The 18,669-nt window shown below is 70.7% G+C and carries 19 protein-coding genes; 10 read left to right on the top strand and 9 right to left on the bottom strand.

The genetic code is table 11. The features are described from left to right. Positions 1-32 precede the first annotated feature (32 nt). Together ACFYNU_RS35365 and ACFYNU_RS35360 are read right to left on the bottom strand one after the other, a co-directional pair. On the bottom strand, positions 33-461 hold the full coding sequence (locus ACFYNU_RS35365; RefSeq protein WP_356595200.1) for a protein-tyrosine phosphatase family protein: 429 nt from the start codon (positions 459-461) through the stop codon (positions 33-35). Between the two features lie 10 nt (positions 462-471). Further along, positions 472-1,149 carry a TetR/AcrR family transcriptional regulator C-terminal domain-containing protein gene (locus ACFYNU_RS35360; protein WP_356595202.1) on the bottom strand — a complete coding sequence of 226 codons (678 nt, stop codon included), beginning with the start codon at positions 1,147-1,149 and terminating at the stop codon, positions 472-474. Positions 1,150-1,464: 315 nt separating this feature from the next. Between ACFYNU_RS35360 and ACFYNU_RS35355 the strand changes: the two genes are divergently transcribed. Further along, entirely contained in the window at positions 1,465-2,859 is a 1,395-nt protein-coding gene (locus tag ACFYNU_RS35355; RefSeq protein WP_356595204.1) for an MFS transporter, read from the top strand. 80 nt (positions 2,860-2,939) lie between these two features. On the opposite strand, the gene ACFYNU_RS35350 is transcribed toward ACFYNU_RS35355, so the two are convergent. Next, positions 2,940-3,740 (bottom strand): SAM-dependent methyltransferase, encoded by an 801-nt coding sequence (locus tag ACFYNU_RS35350; protein WP_356595206.1) that lies wholly within the window; start codon positions 3,738-3,740, stop codon positions 2,940-2,942. Further along, positions 3,737-4,621 carry a helix-turn-helix transcriptional regulator gene (locus ACFYNU_RS35345; protein ID WP_356595208.1) on the bottom strand — a complete coding sequence of 295 codons (885 nt, stop codon included), beginning with the start codon at positions 4,619-4,621 and terminating at the stop codon, positions 3,737-3,739. Before ACFYNU_RS35345 ends, ACFYNU_RS35350 begins: the two co-directional genes overlap by 4 nt. 233 nt (positions 4,622-4,854) lie before the next feature. Here ACFYNU_RS35345 and ACFYNU_RS35340 point away from each other — a divergent pair, with 233 nt between their 5' ends. After that, positions 4,855-5,334 (top strand): hypothetical protein, encoded by a 480-nt coding sequence (locus tag ACFYNU_RS35340; RefSeq protein ID WP_356595210.1) that lies wholly within the window; start codon positions 4,855-4,857, stop codon positions 5,332-5,334. 100 nt (positions 5,335-5,434) lie between these two features. Continuing rightward, positions 5,435-6,298, top strand: coding sequence for an SDR family NAD(P)-dependent oxidoreductase (locus tag ACFYNU_RS35335; RefSeq protein WP_356595212.1), 864 nt, complete (start codon positions 5,435-5,437; stop codon positions 6,296-6,298). An 84-nt stretch (positions 6,299-6,382) separates the two neighbouring features. Here the strand turns inward: ACFYNU_RS35335 and ACFYNU_RS35330 are convergent, their stop codons facing one another. Then, complete coding sequence (locus ACFYNU_RS35330) at positions 6,383-7,669, bottom strand: helix-turn-helix transcriptional regulator (RefSeq protein WP_356595214.1); 1,287 nt, start codon at positions 7,667-7,669, stop codon at positions 6,383-6,385. 196 nt (positions 7,670-7,865) lie between these two features. On the opposite strand from ACFYNU_RS35330, the gene ACFYNU_RS35325 reads away from it, so the two are divergent. Both ACFYNU_RS35325 and ACFYNU_RS35320 read left to right on the top strand, forming a co-directional pair. Further along, entirely contained in the window at positions 7,866-8,306 is a 441-nt protein-coding gene (locus ACFYNU_RS35325) for a hypothetical protein (RefSeq protein WP_356595216.1), read from the top strand. 157 nt (positions 8,307-8,463) lie between these two features. Next, a complete protein-coding gene (locus ACFYNU_RS35320; RefSeq protein ID WP_356595218.1) occupies positions 8,464-9,138 on the top strand; it encodes a class I SAM-dependent methyltransferase in 675 nt (224 codons plus the stop codon). A gap of 10 nt (positions 9,139-9,148) precedes the next feature. On the opposite strand, the gene ACFYNU_RS35315 is transcribed toward ACFYNU_RS35320, so the two are convergent. Together ACFYNU_RS35315 and ACFYNU_RS35310 are read right to left on the bottom strand one after the other, a co-directional pair. Beyond that, positions 9,149-9,361, bottom strand: coding sequence for a DUF397 domain-containing protein (locus ACFYNU_RS35315; RefSeq protein ID WP_356595220.1), 213 nt, complete (start codon positions 9,359-9,361; stop codon positions 9,149-9,151). Beyond that, a complete protein-coding gene (locus ACFYNU_RS35310) occupies positions 9,358-10,188 on the bottom strand; it encodes a helix-turn-helix transcriptional regulator (protein WP_356595307.1) in 831 nt (276 codons plus the stop codon). Before ACFYNU_RS35310 ends, ACFYNU_RS35315 begins: the two co-directional genes overlap by 4 nt. A gap of 299 nt (positions 10,189-10,487) precedes the next feature. Between ACFYNU_RS35310 and ACFYNU_RS35305 the strand changes: the two genes are divergently transcribed. Further along, positions 10,488-10,694 (top strand): hypothetical protein, encoded by a 207-nt coding sequence (locus ACFYNU_RS35305; RefSeq protein WP_356595222.1) that lies wholly within the window; start codon positions 10,488-10,490, stop codon positions 10,692-10,694. A 723-nt stretch (positions 10,695-11,417) separates the two neighbouring features. On the opposite strand, the gene ACFYNU_RS35300 is transcribed toward ACFYNU_RS35305, so the two are convergent. After that, complete coding sequence (locus ACFYNU_RS35300) at positions 11,418-11,993, bottom strand: hypothetical protein (RefSeq protein WP_356595224.1); 576 nt, start codon at positions 11,991-11,993, stop codon at positions 11,418-11,420. A 151-nt stretch (positions 11,994-12,144) separates the two neighbouring features. Then, positions 12,145-12,582, bottom strand: a complete 438-nt coding sequence (locus tag ACFYNU_RS35295) for a PPOX class F420-dependent oxidoreductase (protein WP_356595226.1) — start codon at positions 12,580-12,582, stop codon at positions 12,145-12,147. 323 nt (positions 12,583-12,905) lie between these two features. On the opposite strand from ACFYNU_RS35295, the gene ACFYNU_RS35290 reads away from it, so the two are divergent. The 4 genes from ACFYNU_RS35290 (at position 12,906) to ACFYNU_RS35275 (ending at position 18,525) form a co-directional block, all read left to right on the top strand. Beyond that, positions 12,906-14,000, top strand: a complete 1,095-nt coding sequence (locus ACFYNU_RS35290) for a glycoside hydrolase family 19 protein (protein ID WP_356595309.1) — start codon at positions 12,906-12,908, stop codon at positions 13,998-14,000. A gap of 260 nt (positions 14,001-14,260) precedes the next feature. Further along, the gene (locus tag ACFYNU_RS35285) at positions 14,261-15,508 is read left to right on the top strand and encodes an alanine racemase (protein ID WP_356595228.1); all 1,248 of its coding nucleotides are present in this window, start codon (positions 14,261-14,263) and stop codon (positions 15,506-15,508) included. Between the two features lie 45 nt (positions 15,509-15,553). Further along, positions 15,554-16,966 carry a diaminobutyrate--2-oxoglutarate transaminase gene (locus ACFYNU_RS35280; RefSeq protein WP_356595230.1) on the top strand — a complete coding sequence of 471 codons (1,413 nt, stop codon included), beginning with the start codon at positions 15,554-15,556 and terminating at the stop codon, positions 16,964-16,966. Beyond that, positions 16,963-18,525 carry a pyridoxal-dependent decarboxylase gene (locus ACFYNU_RS35275; protein WP_356595232.1) on the top strand — a complete coding sequence of 521 codons (1,563 nt, stop codon included), beginning with the start codon at positions 16,963-16,965 and terminating at the stop codon, positions 18,523-18,525. The genes ACFYNU_RS35280 and ACFYNU_RS35275 overlap by 4 nt, the downstream gene beginning before the upstream one ends. Positions 18,526-18,669: the final 144 nt, after the last annotated feature.

Here is an 18,669-nt window from a genome sequence, read left to right as displayed (position 1 = left end):
ACCCGGCGACCTGGCGACCTGGCGACCCTGGCCTACGCGAAGCGCGACACGTAGCGCTTCTGCCAGGGCGTCTCGACCGCGTGTCGGGAGTAGTGCTCGCGGACGTAGGCGACGGCCTCGGCGTTCGGCACGCCGTCCAGGACGGCGAGGCAGGCCAGGGCCGTACCCGTACGTCCCCGTCCGCCGCCGCAGGCGACCTCGACCCGTTCGTCCCCGGCCCGTGCCAGTGCCTCGCGCAGCGACTGCGCCGCGCCGGCCCGGTCGGTCGGCAGCCGGAAGTCGGGCCAGCGCACCCAGCGGGCCTCCCACTCCACGGCGGGCGGTTCCTTGCCCAGCAGATAGAGCGCGAAGGCCGGCGCCGGTCCGGCCGGGAGTGGGTGCCGAAGCCCCCGGCCGCGTACGAGCCGGCCGGAGGGCAGCCGCAGCACGCCCGCCGCCGTGGGGTCCCAAGTAGCGTTCACGAAGCCGAGATTAGGCGATGCCGGGCGACGGCGCGTCGCGGGTCGCCGCCGCCGCGATCCCGTCCAGCGCGTATCCCAGTCCCGTCACGAACGTGCCGTCCCAGTCGTCCTCCAGCATGTACTGGTTCGCGCTGAGCGTCGGGTACTCCGCGCTCCGGTCCCGTAGCCGCCGCTGCGCCGTCTCGCGGTCCTCCTCCGACAGCTCGAAGCTGGCCCGCGCCACCGTCGCGCCCATCAGGTAGTTGTAGAGCGTCCACGTCGCGGCGTGCAGATGTGCGCCGGTGAAGCCCGCGCGGGCGAGGGTGGCCTGGAGGAACTCCATCCGGGCGAGCAGGTTCGGTCCCAGGGTCGGGCGCTGGAGCAGCGCCGCCGACCAGGGGTGGCGGAGCATCGTCGTACGCCAGTCGACCAGCAGCGCGACGATGGCGGCGCGCCATTCGAGGCCGGCCCCCCCGTCGGCGGGCGGGAGTTCGCCGAGGATCGCGTCGAGCGCGAGGTCGACGACGTCGTCCTTGGTGTCGACGTGCCAGTACAGCGTGGTGACGCCCGAGCCGATCCGCTCGGCCAGCCGGCGCATGGTCAGACCGTCGATGCCCGCCTCGTCCAGCAGGGCCACCGCCTCGTCCACGATGCGCGCCCGGGTCAGCGGGGGCTGTTCGCGTGCGGCCCGCGACTCCCGCAGCCACACACTTCTCGCACCGCCCGCACCAGCTGTGACCTGGCCTTTCTGGCCGTTACGCGTCCCCTTGATGGCCCGTACCTCCTCATCACCGGTGTCGCGGCGAGCCTAGTATGGCGCTCGACCAGTACAACGTACCGGTACCGGTACAGCGTTCTAGAGAAGGGCCGAGCCATGTCCGAGCAAGTCGAGAGAGAGCACAGAGAACGCAGAGAGCACGGTGAGCACAGAGACCACGCAGGGCAAGGAGGGCACGGAGAGCAGCTGGACCGAAGCGGCCGGAAGCGGGACGCCCCACCGGATCGCCGGCGCTGGTGGCCATTGATGGTCATCGCCCTCGCCCAGCTCATGATCGTGCTGGACGGCACGATCGTGAACATCGCGCTGCCCTCGATGCAGAGCGAGCTGGGCATGTCGGACGGTGACCGGCAGTGGGCGATCATTGCCTACGTCCTGCCGTTCGGCGCTCTGCTCCTGCTCGGCGGCCGGATCAGCGGGCTCGTCGGCCACCGCCGTACGTTCCTCATCGGTCTGATCGGATTCGCCGCCGCCTCCGCTCTCGGCGGCGCGGCGAACACCACCGGCGTCCTCTTCGGCGCCCGCGCGCTGCAAGGCGTCTTCGCGGCGGCCATGGCCCCGGCCGCGCTGTCGCTGCTGACGCTGACCTTCACCGATCCGAAGGAGCGGGGGAAGGCGTTCGGGGTGTACGGCGCGATGGGCGCGGCCGGTTCGGGTGTCGGGCTGCTGGCCGGCGGGGTGCTCACGGAGTTCCTGGACTGGCGCTGGTGCCTGTGGGTCAATGTGCCGATCGCGGCCGTGGCGCTGCTCGGCCTGCCGTACGTACCCCGTGAAGCCGGGTCCGGAGACCGGTCGGGCGGGCTCGACATCCCCGGGGTGCTGCTCAGCGTGAGCGGCCTCGCCGCGCTCGTCCACGGGCTGAGCCGGGCCGAATCGCGCGGCTGGGACGACCCGTTGGTGCTCGTCCTGCTCTTCGCGAGCGTCGCGCTGCTGGTGATGTTCGTGTCGGTCGAGGCGCGCGTACGCCAACCCCTGCTGCCACCAAGGGTGTTGAGGCACCGGGCGCGCGGCGCCGCGTTCCTCGTCTGCGCGTTGATGCTGGCCGCGCTCTTCGGCTGCTTCCTGTTCCTGAGCTACTACGCGCAGACCGTCCTCGGCTACTCACCCGTCGAGGCCGGGCTCACCATCATGGTGCTGGTCGTCGGATCCCTGATCGGCTCGATGCTGATCGCGGGCCGGCTGCTGTCCCGTGTGGGCGTCCGTACCCTGATCGTTCCGGGTCTGCTCGCCATGGCCGCCGGGCTGCTGATCCTGTCCTTCCTGGAGGCGGACAGCGCGCACGTACTCGCCCTGTATCTGGTGCCCGCGCAGCTGCTGATCGGCCTGGGCCTGGGCGTCGTCCTCACGGCGGCGACGAGCCTGGCGACGGCGGAGGTGGGCTACGCGGACATGGGGACGGCCTCCGCCGTGTTCAACGCCGGTCAGCAGGTGGGCGGCGCGGTCGGTACGGCGCTGTTCAACACGGTCGCGACGGCGGCGACGGCGGCGTATCTGCGTGACCACGGAGCCGACGCCGACTCCGTGACCGTCGGTACGGTCCACGGCTTCGGCGTCGGACTGCTGGTGGCCACGGGCATCATGCTGTTCGCGGCGCTGGTCGCGACGGTGCTGCTGCGCCCACGCGGTACGCACGGCGGGTGACTGTCCGGCCGTACGGAGCGAGGGGACGGCGACTGTTCGCTCCGTACGGCCGCTGGGCCTTCGCGTACCGAGCCGTACGGCTACGGCTTGACCGCCACGAACCCCCACTGGACACAGTCGGCGGCCCCTTCCGGAACGGGCTGCCCTTCCGGGACGAGAAGTTCCGGCAGCGGGCGCAGGCCCGGCGGGAGCAGGGTCAGTCCCCGGGCGCACGCCTCGATCTGCTCGGGCGTACGGGCGAGGTAGGCCCCTTCGGGGTCGGCCGCCAGGTAGTGCTCCTGCATCTTGAGCACGCCGGGCGTCTCGATCGTGTCGCACACCGCCAGATAGGAGCCGGGGGCGAGGCGGCTCGTGTACTGCTCGACCAGGTCGGCCGCCTCGGCGGGCCTGAAGTGTCCGAGGGTGGAGAGCACGAGCAGGGCGACCGGCTCGTCCAGATTCAGTGTGTGGGCCGCGTCCTCAAGGACCGTGTCCACCAGACGGAAGTCCTGCTGGAGGTAGTGGATCTTTCCCTCGGGCGAACTGCGCAGCGAACTGGCGTGGTTGAGGACGACGGGGTCGTTGTCGACGTACACGACACGCGACTCGGGAGCCGCCTTCTGCGCCATGCCGTGGGTGGCACTCGCCGTCGGGATGCCCGTGCCGAGGTCCAGCAGCTGGCGGATCCCGCCCTGCCGGACGACGTAGTCCGCCACCCGTTCCTGGAAGGCGCGCGACGCCATGGCGGCCGTCTTGATCTCCGGGAACTCGGTCAGCATCACATCGCCGAGTTCCCGGTCGACCTGGTAGTTGTCCTGGCCGCCCTGCGCGTAGTTCCAGATCCGCGCGGAGTTGGGGAGGGTCGGCATGACATTGGTTCCGGGGCGTACGGAGTCGCTCATCCGAGGTCCTTACTCGACAGGGGCAGAGGGGTGAAGCGAGGTGGTGCGTATCCGCTGGTCACATCCACCGCCACCCGGTAGTTCTCCACTGCTTCGGAGTCGTCGGTGATGAGCGTCATGGCCGGGTGGAGACCGATCTGGATCAGCCTCTCGCCCATCCCGAACTCCTTGAAGCGAAGAATCTCGAAATGGCCGCAGAGGCTGATGGCCAGCGGATGCGGTACGCCGGGCGGAATGACCTGGATGGCCACCGACGATCCGACATCGGCGATATGGGTTTCAAGATAGTCGAGTTGACGGGCCATCACCCCGGGTCCGCCCACCTCGCGCCGCAGGGTCGCCTCCTCCAGCAGCACCCACAGGCCGGCCCGGTCCTCGTTGTTCGCGACGCCCGGTCTGCCCTTGATGGTGTGGGCCTTGCGGGCCTCCAGCAGTTCCAGCCGGAGGCGCCGTACGGCGGGGTCCTCGTACGGATTGCGCAGGCTCATCAGCGCCTCCGCGTACTCCGTGGTCTGGAGCAGGTCCGGCAGCACTCCCGGCGCGTACGAGCGGATGCCGGTCGCCGCGGACTCCAGATCGATGACACCGACCTCGGCGACCTCACGCCAGGGGTGCCACCACCCGGGCTTCTTCGCCTCCTCCAGCGCACGCAGGACCTCGGGCCGCTCGGCGGTGGGCGTTCCGTAGAGATCGAGCAGGACGGCGACCATGCGCGGATTGGGCACCGTCTCCGCGTTCTCCCAGCGCGCCGGTGTCGCCCGGTCCTTCTTGATCTTCTCGGCGACGCCTTGCAGCGTCATGCCCGCGGCCTCGCGCCGGCGGCGCAGATCGGCGCCGAAACACCGCAGAGCGACCGTCGGGCCGGACCGTGGCTGACTCACCGGGCCCTCCTCGCGTCCGCGGGTGGGGAGGGTCTTCTCCTCTCCGTTCAGCGCCCACCACGATACCGCCGATCAGGACTCTGTCACGTTGCAGAGTGTCCGGGTCGTGGCTACGATGGAACACGGAGTTCCCCTACGCGGCACCCCCCAGACAGCCGCGCCAGGGTCGGGAACCGACCCCGCCGACACGCTGATCGAGCGTGCGAGGCGGGGGGCTACGGAGAACCGATGCCATGCACGTTTCACTACCGGCCGTGCCGGAGCAGATCCAGGTCGCGCGCCGCATCGTCCGCAAGGAACTGGCCGGACTCGGCTGGCCCGAGGCGAAGATCGCGGCCTGCGAAGAGGTCGCGGCCCAGCTCGCCCGGCACGCCATGGGTGTCGTCGGAGTCAGCGGCTACTACCTCGGAGTGACGAAGCGGCCCACCGGGCCCGAGGACAAGTCCGTCGCCATAAGAGTCAGCGTCACGATCCTGGACGGACCGCCCGCGTCCGAGCCCATGGCGACGGTGCCCGCGCAGGCCGGCCCCGCCGAGGCGGGCCCCGAGGTGGGCCCCGAGGCCGGCGCGCCGGACGACGACTGCGCGCGGCTGGCCGAGATCCTGACGAAGCAGTGCGGCGCTCCGGTCAACATCGTCGCGCAGCAAGGCAGTTGGGCGGCGTCGGCCACACTCCTCCCGGCCGAGGCCGCCTGCCTCGGCGCGCAGACGTGAGCGCCCGCCGCGGCCCGGCGGACTGCTTCGACCAACCCGTCCTGGACGTCTTCGAGAGGCTGGAGTGGACGCATTGAGGGGTGCCGCATCCGATGAGCCCATGTACGACACCACTCCGGCCCACGCCGGTGCGCGCCACGGCGCGCACGCGGCGGTCGGCGCCGGCCACCGGCTGCCGAGGCCGGGGCGCGCCCGCAGATGGACGACCTGGTACCGGCCGACGAGCGCCGAAACGCAGGTCTCGTTGCGCGACCACGAAGTCACGCACAGTGGGGGAGTGGCAGACGTGAGCCGTTCGGTGCTGGTCGTCGGCGGGGCGAGCGGAAGCGCGGAGAGCGTGGCCGCCGCGTACGCCCGGCAGGACGACTGGGTCGGGTTCCTCTACGAGCGCGGGACCCCGCCCGACGAGCTGTACAACGTACGGTGCGACGTCAGCGACGCGCTCCAGCTGGACGCCGCCGTCTCCGAGTTCGAGACGGGACACGGAGTCGTGGACGTCCTGGTCGTGGACGCCGACCGGTACGGCCGCCAGGGCGAGGAGTCCTCCCTCGCGACGGCGGCCGGCACCCGGGCCCGCGCCAACGCGATCATCGGCCGCACGCTCCCCGGCATGCGCGAGGCCGGCCACGGCCGGATCGTCCTGATCGCCTCCACCAGGGGCCTCGGCCGCGGCTCCGCCCTGGCGGACGGCGCCCCGCACGCCGACCTGATGAGCCTGACGTGGCACCTGGTCCACGAGTGCCGTGGCTCGGACGTCACGGTCAACGTCATCACCTACGGCACCCCCCAGGACCTCCCCCGCCAGGGCCGCGCCCACCGCGCCCAGCAGATCGCGAACCTGGCGATCCACCTGACCCGCCCGGAGGCCACGGACACCGGAGCGGTGATCCCGATCGAGGTCCTGGGCGCGATGCCCGTACTCGGCCCGCTACGCACGGACGGAGTGTCGTACCAGGGCCGCTGACCGCCGCGCCTCGGGGGACCCCTCAGCCCCGGAGGCGCGGCCCACTCTTCCCGGGCACGGTCAGGTGCCGACGTACGGCCCCTGTCAGGTATTGACGCCGACGGCCGCGACCAGTGCCCGTACTCCGGGAACCTGAGCGTGGCGTGTACGGAGATCAGTGACGATGTTCCGGATCGCCGGGCGGTCTCGGACCTCCGCCTGAGAGACGCGAACAGCGGCCAGCAACTCGGCCGCTGTCTGCTCGGGTTTCACCCACTGCCACCACGCACGGGCGAGGTCCGTGTGCATGCGGCCCTTGCGTTCGGCGGTAGGGAACTGCTCGGTCCGCAGTCGGCGACCTGCTTCGAGTGCCGCTCCCGCGTCCCCCAGAGCCCAATGGACTCCGACGGCGTAGAGGTCGACTGCGGCCGGGGTGATGGGGAAGAGACGACCGGCAGGGGCCTCCTGGGGCAGCGCGCGCGCCGCCAGGGTGGCGGCATGGATCATGGCGGTTGCCTGGTCCCTGTCGCCGGCACGAGCCGCGGTGTACGAGGTCGTGCACAGCATCTGTGCGTACGCGGCGGCCTGAGCGTCGGTCCGCAGGCCCGTCTCTTCGACCTTCGAGACGGCATCGAGGATATGCCGCTGGGCCGACACGGGCTGGTCCTGGTGACGGAGCACGATGCTCAATTCGCGGGCCGCCGCTGCGGCGACGAGCGGCGATCCCGACCAGTCTGCGTACACGGTGGCCCGGTCCGCGCTCAGCCGGGACTGCGCGTACCGGCCGATTTTAGTGAGCACTTGACTGGCCAGGCTGTAGGTCGCCGACAGGCGGGCGAGGGGCAGAGGTTCGCGGGTCCGCGCAGTGTGATGGGCGTCAGCGAGAAGCCCGGGGAGGGCCGCCAGAAGTTTGTCGTGGCGACCGGCATCGAAGTGCGCCCTGGCCACGGCCAGACGGCCGTCGAACGGTACCGGCGAACCGGTGGGGTCGGGCATGCTGGCAAGAGCGTCGTCCAGGCCGACGAGAAGCGCGGCGGGACCGGCAAGGCCGGCGGCGAGCAGTGAGCGGCGGCGCATCGGGTCCTCCTCGGGACAACGTGGCCAATCCGGCGCAACTCTAGTGGCCGGAGGCACCACAAGACCGAGAGACGCGGCTAGGACATAGATCGGCATGCCCACCTCTCGGGCGGCGTGCCGGACGAGATCCAGATCGGCGCGTCGCCCTTGCTGTTCCAGTCGTGAAACGGTCGACGCGGAACACCCGATCCGGCTGCCCAGTTCGGCCTGACGCCACCCGTGACCCAGGCGACCCAGCCGTATCAGAGCCCCCGGATCCTGAGCGGCGACAAGCGTGCGAACCGCGCCCGAGTCCCACAACTGTTCGGCACGCACCGGGCCTCCACTCGCCATTTTCCGGCAGGGCTGCCTGCTCAACGTAACCGGTCCGGTGCGGGTCGTACACGGCGCGTGCACGTTCTGCAAACGGCTTGCGCGAGACGCCAACTGATCACCGTGACAGGCCGGTTGGCAGTGTTGTGAGAGGGCGAACTTCGCCACCGGGCGGAGTTCCGGCGCATCGGAGGCCAGCATGGCAACTGCCGTCAGGACCACGCTCCGTGATCCCCGCGACTACGTGAAACCGGAGGTCTGGGACCGCGAGATCCAGCTCCTCATGAGGGACTACCCGTTCGACGAGGTAATGGCGACACGGCTCTTCCACGCTGCCGTCTCCTACCTGATCACAGCCATGGAGAAGTGGGGCCAGGGGCTGGAGATGTGCTGCGGGCGCACCGTCGACATCGCCGTCCATGTCTTCATCCTCGACACCCGCAACTACCGGGAGTTCTGCCACCGGAACTTCGGCGGACGGTTCCTGGAACACATTCCTGAGATCGACTTCAAGTACGACGGATCCGTCGAGCGGACCGCGCAGATCCTGGCCGACAACGGCTTCGGCGTCGACTGGAAGCTGTGGGAGGCCGACTACGGCAAATGCGGCCCGTGCCGGCCTGGGGAGAACTGCCACTGAGCCGCTACAAGAGATCGTGCCCGAAGGTGCCGTGAGCGCCTTCGGGCACTCACGCGTTCGACCGCCGACATCGTTGGCTCGTTCCCCCTCGGACGGCACGACGGCGCGGGTACGGTGACCAGCTCGACCAGGCCTCACCGACCACCCGAGGTGTTCCGTGCCCCGTGCGCCACAGAGTCCCGCCGAGTACTGGGACACCTACATGCCGCACCGGGAGGCCGGGGAGCAGCCGCGTCCCGTGGTCGGGCGTTTCGAGTGGACGCAGTATCCCGGCCACGGCCCGGACCATGAGCTGCTCGGCCGCCCGGCGACCGCACTGGATCTGGGACCGGCGGAGGGCAAGGAAGCGGTCTGCCTCGCCCGTCACGGCGTCGAGGTCACCGGCGTGGACCTCTCACCCGTGCAGGTGGCTCGCGCGAGTACCTGGTGGAGGGACGAGCCCCGCCTCAGCTTCGTACACGCCGACGCGACCGAACACCTCGCGACGAACACCGCCACGTATGACGCCGTCTACTCCGTCTGGGGCGCGGTGTGGTTCACCGATCCGGAACGTCTGTTCCCGTTGGTCGCCAAGAGGCTCGCGCCTGGTGGTGTCTTCGCCTTCAGCCAGGCGGAGCCGGTCCCCGGCGCGTACGGGGCGCAGCCCATGCGCGGTAAGTGGCTGGAGGGCCGCAGCGGCGAACTGACCGTGCTCCGCTGGCAGTACGCGCCCCAGATGTGGGCGGACGTCCTCAAGAGGCACGGTTTCACCGGCGTCACCGCGGACGTGCTACCCGCTCCCGTGCCCGACAGGCTCGGCACACTGATGGTGAGCGCGCGGGCCCATGTATGACGGGCGGGCGCTACGGGGTGCCTTCGCCGGCGGCGTACGCGACGAAGTCGGCCCAGGCGGTGGGGGTGAGGGCGAGGACGGGGCCGGCCGGGTCCTTGGAGTCGCGGACCGGGACGGTGCCGGTGGTGGGGATGTGGGTGGGGGCCCATTCGAGGCAGCCGCCGCCGTTGCCGTTGCTGTAGGTGGACTTGACCCACTGAGCGTAAGCCGGGCTGCTGCTCATGACGGAAGTGCCTCCATGACTGCTCGGATGAACGCCGCTGACTTCTTCGGCGACAGGGCACTGGCCCTGAGCAGATCGTAGGCGCGCTGCCGGGCCCTGACGAGTGTCTTTTCCTCCAGCAGAGTGCCCGTGGCGATGCTCTCCTCGTACGCGACTTGGGTGCCCTTTTCGAGCGTCAGCAACGTCAGTGATCCGTTGGCCAAGGCATGTCCCCCGTGCTCGAACGGGAGAACCTGGACCACGCTGGTCGGCGTGAGCGTCAGCTCGATCAGTCGGGTCAGTTGATCCCGCATGACGGCGGGGCCGCCGTACGAACGCAGCAGCACCGCCTCGTCCAGGATGGCGGAGAAATCCGGCGCCGGGTCGGTGATGAGCAGCGCCTGCCTGCCCATGCGCGCTGCGACCAGCTCATCGATCTCCTCCCGCGTGGCCTTCGGGTTGTGGATCTCGAACAGCGCGCGGGCGTACGGCTCCGTCTGGACAATGCCCGGTACGAGTTGGCTGGCGTACTCCTGAATGACGAGAGCCCGCGCCTCAAGGTCCATCCGCCGCTGGTACTGATCCGGGTGGATCTCCTTCCGCGCCAGCGCGTACAGCTTCCTGAAGATCCCGCCCGCCCCGAACGCCGCGTCCAGGCGGTCCGGCAGGTCCTCCGGGATCATCGTTTCGGCCGTTTCGAAGCGGGCCAGTGCGCTCTTCGAGTATCGGACCACCATCGCCAGGCTTTCCAGGCTCATGCCCGCCGCCTCGCGGTAGCGCCGCATCTCGGAGCCGAACAGGTCGCGGGCCGAGCGTTCCGGTGAAAGCTCGCGCGGTCGTGGCGCCATCGGCGAACCCCTTATCCCCGTAGTCGTGTTGGGAGACAAACGGCTTCTGATCGTACGCGTGACGACCGATTCTTGATGCACAGACGGTAATGACGCGATGACGGAAGGCGCACCTCCCCCATGTGCGAACAGGGACTCGAAGAGTCCGCCCCAACCCACTCCGGTACGGCGGAACTTGAAGCCGTCGTCCATGCCGGAGGCTTCTGGCGGCTTGTGCCCGAGGGTGTGCCGCGTGTCTACGACCCCGTCACCCGGGAGCTGTTGGAGCACGTGCTCCACCGACTGAGGCGAGGTACGGAATGACGCAGAGCAACGCCCGCAGGCAACTGGCGCGGCTGACGGAGCGGTTCGGTACGGACGGCGTCCTGGTGGTCCGCACGGACGGCCGGCGTTCCGAGGAGCCCCTGCTCCCCGGGGACGCCGTCCACCGCTGGCCGCCGTGCGAGTGCGGGCACTCGCTGTGCCCGGACTACCGGCCTCCGGAGGGGAGTTCGGGTGGGGCGTAGTCCGGAGCGCGCCGACCACTACCGGAGAGGGATCTCCCCGCCTTCGGCTGTCTCGACCCGCGCGATCCGCACCCCCAGTTCACCCAGTCGCCCAACGGCCCATGCCACGGCCTCTTCCAGCTGGGCGGCCCGCACTACGCAGGGGAAACGCGTGCCTTGCTGATCCTGCTCCCAGCCGACCTGACCGCCGGCGAGAGCGTCCTCATGGTCGAAACGGTCGGAATGCTCCTGCGTAGGCTCTTGTTCCGGGTACATGACGAACGACCACTCACGCACAGCCGCTGTGCCGACGGGTGAATTCATCGACCTTCTTCCCCTCCGTGCCTGGACTGGTGGGCGTGCTCCACACTTTCGTGCTGGCCGAACATGGGCAGCAGACCACGTAACCCCAACGGTGACCGTTCTGGTCTCGCTTGACCTTGAGCCCGGCGTTCTCCGCGCGCCGTAGCGCCGCTTCGACATCCGGCTTCGGGTGCCGATCGCCCTTCATACGGCAATCACCTCCAGCACTCTGCAACGAATGGCAGGGCGGCAGGACACGGAATCGGTGATCCCGATACGGGGGGCCGGTGCGCGCGGACGGGGTGTCGGGGAGTCCGGCTGGGTGGAGACTTGTTTCGCCTGTCCCGCCGCCCTGTCCGTATGCCTGGGCTCCATGCGTCGCCGGCCGGCCCTCAGGTGATCCGGACAATAGGCGGTCTCCGGATATCGGCCTCCTGGCCGCTAGTGCTTGTTGCCGTGATGATGTCTGCGGTGTTTGGTGCCGCGAGATCGCTGGTCCTCCTGGTAGGACGCGCCTCGCCTCTGGCTGACGGTGGGCAGGAGATCGCGTGCGGTTTGCCCCGAGCGCTCACCGAGGGAGGGCGGGCGCTGCAACTGGGCCCGAAGGTTTTCCTGCCTGAGTCGTTCGTTCGTTACCAGACCCTCAATCCGTTGTTCGTGAAGGTTGATGGACCCGGCATAGGCGTATCCGGCTTCCTCCATTCTTTGGAAGTGCGTTGCGTAGCGCCCTTCGGAATACGCTGAATTGTTCCGATCCATGGTGCCGTTCTCATATTCCAGTTCCAGATCGGCACCGAAAGCGTCGGTCTGCGCGACGCGCCTTCCGTACCGCGCCAGATCCGCGGCTTCCGAGTCACGCGCCTCCGCCAGTTGCCTATTTCGTGAGTAATCCAGCACATGCTCATACTGTGCCGCGGACGGGATGTTGTCTCGTCTTCTCTCCAGCGCCCTCTCGATCGCCGCCTCCATGTGGCCACGCCGGCCCGCATAGGTGTTGAGGTCGAATTCCTCGTCCAAGCCCGTTCCCCTTCTTGAGGTCGGTGACGGGGTGACCACCGTCCGGCACCCCTTGACGAGTGACAACGGCCCCGCGGCGCGGGTGGTTCACTCCGGAGCCACCGGCGGGCGGCCGGGACGGGTGGCCGGACGCCGGTGGCGGGAGGGGGTGTTACGCGATCTTCTCGCCGTACACGCGGGTCACCGTCATCGTCATCAGGACGCGGCGGTCGGAGACCATCACCGACCGGTACTCGTCCCAGTCCGGGTGCTCCCCGGAGGCGCGGCGGTAGTACTCCACCAGGGCCTCGACCTCCGGGCCGTGCGGGTCGGTGCCGGGGCCGGTGAGGGTGACCGGGCCCTCGGCCGTCGCCCAGGACCAGCCGTCCGCGCTGGTGACCTCCAGGGCGGCCCGGGGGTCACGGCGCAGGTTCGTCGTCTTGGCGCGGCCCTCCGTCATCGATACGAGGAGGACGCCGGCCTCCTCGTCGTAGAAGGGCATCACGGGGGACAGCTGCGGCAGGCCGTCCGACTTGATCGTGGCGAGGATGCCGAGGCGGCTGCTCGCCAGCAGGGTGCGGGGGTTGAAGGTCATGTCGGTCGATCCCATTCTTCCGAAGGCTCGCGGAACTGTTCCATCAGCGTCGCGCAATCCTCGCCGCCACGGGCGCCCGCCACGGCCCGGTCCGCCGACCGGCGCACTTCCGGGCCCGCGTTGAACCGTTCCTCCCCCGGGGGCGTTGCGGTGTGCGGGGCTCGTGCGACGGCACGTCCCGACACCTCAGGGGCATCCAAGGAGTGACACTCGTGAACTTCACCACCCCCCACCTCAGAGCGCGCTTGGCCAAGCGCCCCGTCCGTACCGGCGTAGTGCTGGGAGTCGCCCTGGGCGTCGTCGGCGGCGCGTTCTTCGTCGTCGAGCCGGCCGTCCGGATGTCCCTGGCGGCCGACGCGGTGACCACCTCCATCACCGGCTTCGCGGGCAAGTGCGTCGACGTGGCCGACGGCAACAGCGCCAGCGGCACGACCGTGCAGCTCTACGACTGCAACGGCACCCCGGCCCAGCAGTGGTCCAACCCCGGCGACGGAACGCTGCGGGCGTTCGGCAAGTGCCTGGACATCCGGGGCGGCGGCACCGCCGACGCGGCGGACGTGCAGCTGTGGGACTGCAACGGCGGACCCGCCCAGCAGTGGGTGATCAGCCAGGCCAATGACATCGTCAACCCGGCCGCGAACAAGTGCCTGGACGTACGCGCCTACAACAGCGCCAACCGCACGCCCCTACAGATCTGGCCCTGCCAGGGCGCCGAGAACGAGAAGTGGTATCTGTCCGAGGGCGCTCCGCCGGCCCCTCCGGCGGATCCTCCGGCGGACCCCCCGCCCGGCGACAACGGCGGTGAGGCCCCGTCCGGATTCGTCGTCAGCGAAGCGCAGTTCAACCAGATGTTCCCGAACCGGAACGCCCTCTACAACTACGAAGGGCTGAAGGCGGCGCTGAGCGCGTACCCCGCCTTCGCCACCTCCGGCGACGACACCGCGAAGAAGTGGGAGGCCGCCGCCTTCCTGGCGAACATCGGCCACGAGACCGGCGGTCTCGTCCACGCCGTCGAGCAGAACACGGCGAACTACTCCGCCTACTGCGACGCGAGCCAGCCGTACGGCTGCCCGGCAGGCCAGGACGCGTACCACGGCCGCGGTCCCATCCAGCTCAGCTGGAACTACAACTACAAGGCCGCGGGCGACGCCCTCGGCATCGACCTGCTCAACAACCCCGGCCTGGTGGAGACCGACGCCGCCGTCGCCTGGAAGACCGGTCTCTGGTACTGGAACACCCAGACCGGCCCCGGGACGATGACCGGGCACGACGCCATGGTCAACGGTGCCGGATTCGGCCAGACCATCCGCACCATCAACGGCGCCCTGGAGTGCGACGGCAGGAACCCCGCCCAGGTGCAGAGCCGGGTGGATTCCTACCAGGGCTTCACCCAGCTCCTCGGAGTCGCACCGGGGGACAACCTCTCCTGCTGACCCGAGCCGAGGCGAGCTGAGCCGAGTCGGCCCGGCCGACCCGAGTTGGCCCCTTCAGAACACCCGCACCCCCGTGGCACCGCGCGACGCGATGCCACGGGGGTGCGTTCTTTGCTCCGTGCCCGTAGATCACCCACACGTATGGGCTACTTTTGAATCTCTGGAGCGGGGCATTAGGTTAGGCTCACCTAAGCGATTTGGCCGTTCTGTCCCACCCGGAGGGCCCGATTCCCCACCCCCCAGCCGAGGTTGAAACTGTCGTGTCCGTCCAGTTCCCGCCCTCCGCCGCGCCGCTCGCCGCCCACCCCGTGGACGTCCTGCCCGCCCGCGTCCGCACCCGACTGCTCGAACTGGCGCGCGGCGCCGAGCCCGTGTCGGCGTACGTGTACGACGGGGACGTCGCCGCCGCGCGCGCCCGGGAGTTGCGGGCCGCGCTGCCCGACTGGGCCGCCGTCTACTACGCGGTCAAGGCCAACTCCCACCCCGGCGTCGTCCGCGCGCTGGCCCCGTACGTCGACGGCTTCGAGGTCGCCTCCGTCAGCGAGCTGGAACTCGCCCTGGCGGAAGGCCGTTTCGCGAGGACGCCCGCCGTCGTCGCCGCCGGGCCCGCCAAGTCCGTCCCCGTCCTCACCGCCCTCGTGCGGGCCCGTGTCGAGGCCATCAACGCGGAGAGCCTCCTCGAACTCCACCGGATCAGCCGTATCGCCGTCGCCGAAGGCGTCACCGCGCGCGTCGCGCTGCGCGTCAACCCGGCCGACATCCCGATCAGCGGCTCGCTCCACATGGGCGGCGCGCCCTCGCAGTTCGGCGTCGCCGAGCCCGACGTACCGGACGTGCTGAGCGCCGCGGGCAAGCTCCCCGGGCTCGACATCGTCGGTTTCCACATCCACGCCGCGTCGAACAATCTCGACGCCGACACCCATGCGGCGTACCTTCGTTGGTGCGTCGAGTGGAGCGTGACCACGGCCGCCGCGACCGGCGTCGAGCTGCGGCACGTCGACATCGGCGGCGGCATAGGTGTCGCCTTCGAGGGCGAGACACCCTTCGACATGGCCCGGTTCGGTGAACTGGCCGCGCTCGTCGAGCCACCCGTGGGGGTGAAGGTCGTGCTGGAGCCCGGCCGGTTCCTGGTCGCGGACTGTGGCTGGTACGCGGCCGAGGTGACGGACGTCAAGGCGTCGTACGGCGAGTGGTTCGCCGTACTGCGTGGTGGAATCAACCACTTCCAGCTGCCCACTTCCTGGGACATCGTGCACAACGTCGCCGTGCTGCCCGTCGACGCGTGGGAGGCCGGCGAGGAGTGTCCGCGGCCCGTCGCGGAACGGACGCGTGTCACCGTCGTGGGCGAGCTGTGCACACCCGAGGACACCCTGCTTCGGGACGTCTTCGTCGAGCGGGTACGCGCGGGTGATCTCGTCGTCTTCCCCAACGCGGGTTCCTACGGCTGGGAGTTCGCCATGCACTCCTTCCTCGGGCACCCGGTCGCCGGGCGGCATCTGCTCGCGTAGGCCCGTACTCCTTCTCTCCTCACCCTCATACTTCGGAGCCGTTCCATGACCGTTCCCGCTGTCACGTCGCCCGCGTCGTCCGGGCGATCTGCGGAAGCCGCCGCCGACTCCATCCTGGAGCGGCAGCGTGCCAGGGAGTCGTCCGCCCGTACGTACGCCCGTTCCTTCCCGATCGTCCCGGCCCGCGCCCACGGCATGACGATCGAAGGCACCGACGGCCGCCGCTATCTCGACTGCCTCTCCGGCGCCGGGACGCTCGCCCTCGGCCACAACCACCCCGTCGTACGCGAGGCCATCCAGCGCACGCTCGACAGCGGGGCCCCGCTGCATGTGCTCGACCTCGCGACACCCGAGAAGGACGACTTCACGGACGCGCTGTTCGAGACCCTGCCGACGGCGTTCGCCGACCGGGCCCGGGTGCATTTCTGCGGGCCCGCCGGGACGGACGCCGTGGAGGCCGCGCTGAAGCTGATGCAGACGGCGACCGGGCGGCGCGGGGTGCTCGCGTTCACCGGCGCGTACCACGGGATGACGGCGGGCGCGCTGGCGACGACCGGCAGCGTGGCCGTCAAGGAGCCGGTGCCGTCCGGGGGCGCGGCAGGCGGGGAGGTGACGCGGCTGCCGTATCCGTACGCGTACCGCTGCCCGTTCGGCGTCGGCGGCGAGCGCGGCGCGGAGCTGGCCGCGACCTACACCGAACGGCTGCTGGACGATCCGTCGGGCGGTGTCGTACGGCCCGCGGCGATGATCCTGGAGGCCGTGCAGGGCGAGGGCGGGGCCGTGCCCGCGCCCGACGGCTGGCTGCGCGAGATGCGCCGCGTCACCCGTGAACGCGACATCCCGCTGATCGTGGACGAGGTGCAGACCGGGGTCGGGCGCACCGGCGCCTACTGGGCGGTCGAACACAGCGGCATCCGGCCCGACGCGATGGTGATGTCCAAGGCCGTCGGCGGCGGGCTGCCGCTGGCGGTGATCGTGTACGACCGGGAGTACGACGGATGGCTGCCCGGCGCGCACACCGGCACCTTCCGCGGCAACACCCTGGCGATGGCGGCGGGCGCGGCGACGCTGCGGTACGTGACACGCGAAGGGCTCGTGGAGCGGGCGGCGACGGTCGGCGCGCGGATGTCCGCGCGGCTGGAGGGGCTGCGGTCCGAACTGCCCCTGATCGGCGACGTACGCGGGCGCGGGCTGATGATCGGCGTCGAAATCGTCGACCCCGAGGGGCCGTTGGACTCCTGCGGGTCGCGGCCCGTGGCGCCGGAGCTGGCGGCGCGGGTCCAGGAGGGCTGTCTGCGGCGGGGGTTGATCCTGGAACTGGGCGGCCGGTTCGGGTCGACCGTACGGCTGCTGCCGCCGCTGGTGATCACGGACGAGGAGACGGAGTCCGTGCTGGAGAGGCTGACGGACGCGATCCGCGAGGCGTCCACTTCTCGTGTCGCGGGGCGGGCGGCGTGACGACCCAGGCGCTGGGCGCCGCCGTCGAGGAAGTCCTGCGGCCCCTGATCGGTCCGGCGCTGTCGGGCGGGACGGGCGGGGCTGCGGCTCTGGAGCCGCTGGTACGGGAGGTGCTGGGCGCGCTCGCGGAAGGCGCGGCGCGGCGCGGGGGACCGGTCGCGGCCTCGGCCCCGGCGGAGCTGGCGGAGGGTGTGGCGCGGACGCTGAGCACGGCGCGCGGCGGTGACGCGCTCGGCCGGCTCACCGAACTCCTCGCGCACGGCAGCGCCGACCCCGCCGACCCGGCGTGCGCGGCGCATCTGCACTGCCCGCCGCTGGCCGTCGCCGTCGCCGCCGACCTGGCGGTGTCCGCGCTGAACCCGTCCCAGGACTCGTGGGACCAGGCACCGGCCGCGACCGCCCTGGAAACACTCCTCATTGAGGAGATGGGGGACATGGTCGGGTACGACCCCGCCGAGGCGGCGGGTGTACTGACATCCGGCGGCACCGAGTCCAACCTGATGGGCCTGATGCTGGCCAGGGACCGGGTGCTGGGGGCCGCGACGGGGCGGCAGATCGAGATGACGGGCGTGCCGAGGGCCGGCGTGGGCTCGGCGGCCGGGGCGCGGCCCCGGATCCTGGCGTCCGCCGCCGCGCACTTCTCCGTGCAGCGCGCGGCGGCCCTGCTCGGGCTCGGCGAGGACGCGGTGATCCCGGTCGCGGTGGACTCCCAACTCCGCATGAAAGCCGGTGCGTTGAAGGCCGCCCTGGAGCGGTGTGTAGAGCGCGGACAACTGCCCGTCGCGATCGTCGCGACCGCCGGCACGACCGACACCGGGGCGATCGACCCGCTGCGGGAGTGCGCGGAGCTGGCGGCGGAGTACGGGGCGTGGCTGCACGTGGACGCCGCGTACGGCGGCGGCGCACTGCTGTCCGACCGCCTGGCGCCGCTGCTGGCCGGCATCGAACGGGCCGACTCCGTCTCCCTGGACTGGCACAAACTCGGCTGGCAGCCGGCCGCCGCGGGGATCTTCCTGGTACGGGAGTCGGAGACGTACGCCTCACTCGCCCGCCGCGCGGTCTATCTGAACCCGGCGGACGACGAGGAAGCGGGCTACCCGAGCCTGCTGGGCCTCTCCCTGCGGACGACGCGCCGCGCGGACGCCTTCAAGATCGCGGTGACGCTGCGGACGCTGGGCCGGGAGGGGCTGGGCCGGCTGGTCGACGCCTGCCACGAACTGGCGGTCGCGGGTGCACGGGCGGTGGCCGCGCATCCGCGCCTGGAGCTGCACGGGGAGGCGGGGGCGGGGGAGCCGGTGCTGACGGCGTTCCTGTTCCGGTACGTGCCGGGTGAGGGGGCCGCCGGGGACGAGGCCCGTGTCGATCACCTCAACGCGTCGCTGCGGCGGCGGCTGTTGCGGGAGGGCCGCGCGGTGGTGGGCCGCACGGAGCTGCCGGGCGAGGGCCCGGGGCGCGTCCGGCTGAAGCTGACGCTGCTGAACCCGCATGCGACTGTCGTGGAGGTGGGGCGGTTGCTGGAGGCGGTGGTGGCGGCGGGTGTGGCGGAGGAGAGCGCGTGAGCGGGGGGCGGGGCGCGGGGCCGGGCCCGCAGCGGGGCTCCGCCCCGGGCCCCGGCCGGGGCTCCGCCCCGGACCCCGCTCCTCAAACGCCGGAGGGGCTGAAATGGTCCGCCGGTCCTCGAAAGGCAGAGCGGCTGAAATGGG

It is taken from the genome of Streptomyces sp. NPDC006643, from assembly GCF_042870175.1.
In the GTDB taxonomy this organism is placed as follows: Bacteria; Actinomycetota; Actinomycetes; order Streptomycetales; family Streptomycetaceae; genus Streptomyces.
The sequence above is the reverse complement of the archived record's forward strand: the minus strand, read 5'-3'. Positions and strand labels throughout refer to the sequence as shown.

Bases quoted from the DNA above. Each gene is read 5' to 3' on its own strand.
- ACFYNU_RS35355 (WP_356595204.1), top strand. From the start codon at position 1,465: ATGGTCATCGCCCTCGCCCAGCTCATGATCGTGCTGGACGGCACGATC.
- ACFYNU_RS35295 (WP_356595226.1), bottom strand. From the start codon at position 12,582: ATGGGATCGACCGACATGACCTTCAACCCCCGCACCCTGCTGGCGAGC.
- ACFYNU_RS35315 (WP_356595220.1), bottom strand. From the start codon at position 9,361: ATGAGCAGCAGCCCGGCTTACGCTCAGTGGGTCAAGTCCACCTACAGC.
- ACFYNU_RS35280 (WP_356595230.1), top strand. From the start codon at position 15,554: ATGACCGTTCCCGCTGTCACGTCGCCCGCGTCGTCCGGGCGATCTGCG.
- ACFYNU_RS35305 (WP_356595222.1), top strand. From the start codon at position 10,488: ATGACGCAGAGCAACGCCCGCAGGCAACTGGCGCGGCTGACGGAGCGG.
- ACFYNU_RS35335 (WP_356595212.1), top strand. From the start codon at position 5,435: ATGTACGACACCACTCCGGCCCACGCCGGTGCGCGCCACGGCGCGCAC.
- ACFYNU_RS35290 (WP_356595309.1), top strand. From the start codon at position 12,906: ATGTCCCTGGCGGCCGACGCGGTGACCACCTCCATCACCGGCTTCGCG.
- ACFYNU_RS35340 (WP_356595210.1), top strand. From the start codon at position 4,855: ATGCACGTTTCACTACCGGCCGTGCCGGAGCAGATCCAGGTCGCGCGC.
- ACFYNU_RS35350 (WP_356595206.1), bottom strand. From the start codon at position 3,740: ATGAGCGACTCCGTACGCCCCGGAACCAATGTCATGCCGACCCTCCCC.
- ACFYNU_RS35310 (WP_356595307.1), bottom strand. From the start codon at position 10,188: ATGGCGCCACGACCGCGCGAGCTTTCACCGGAACGCTCGGCCCGCGAC.
- ACFYNU_RS35325 (WP_356595216.1), top strand. From the start codon at position 7,866: ATGGCAACTGCCGTCAGGACCACGCTCCGTGATCCCCGCGACTACGTG.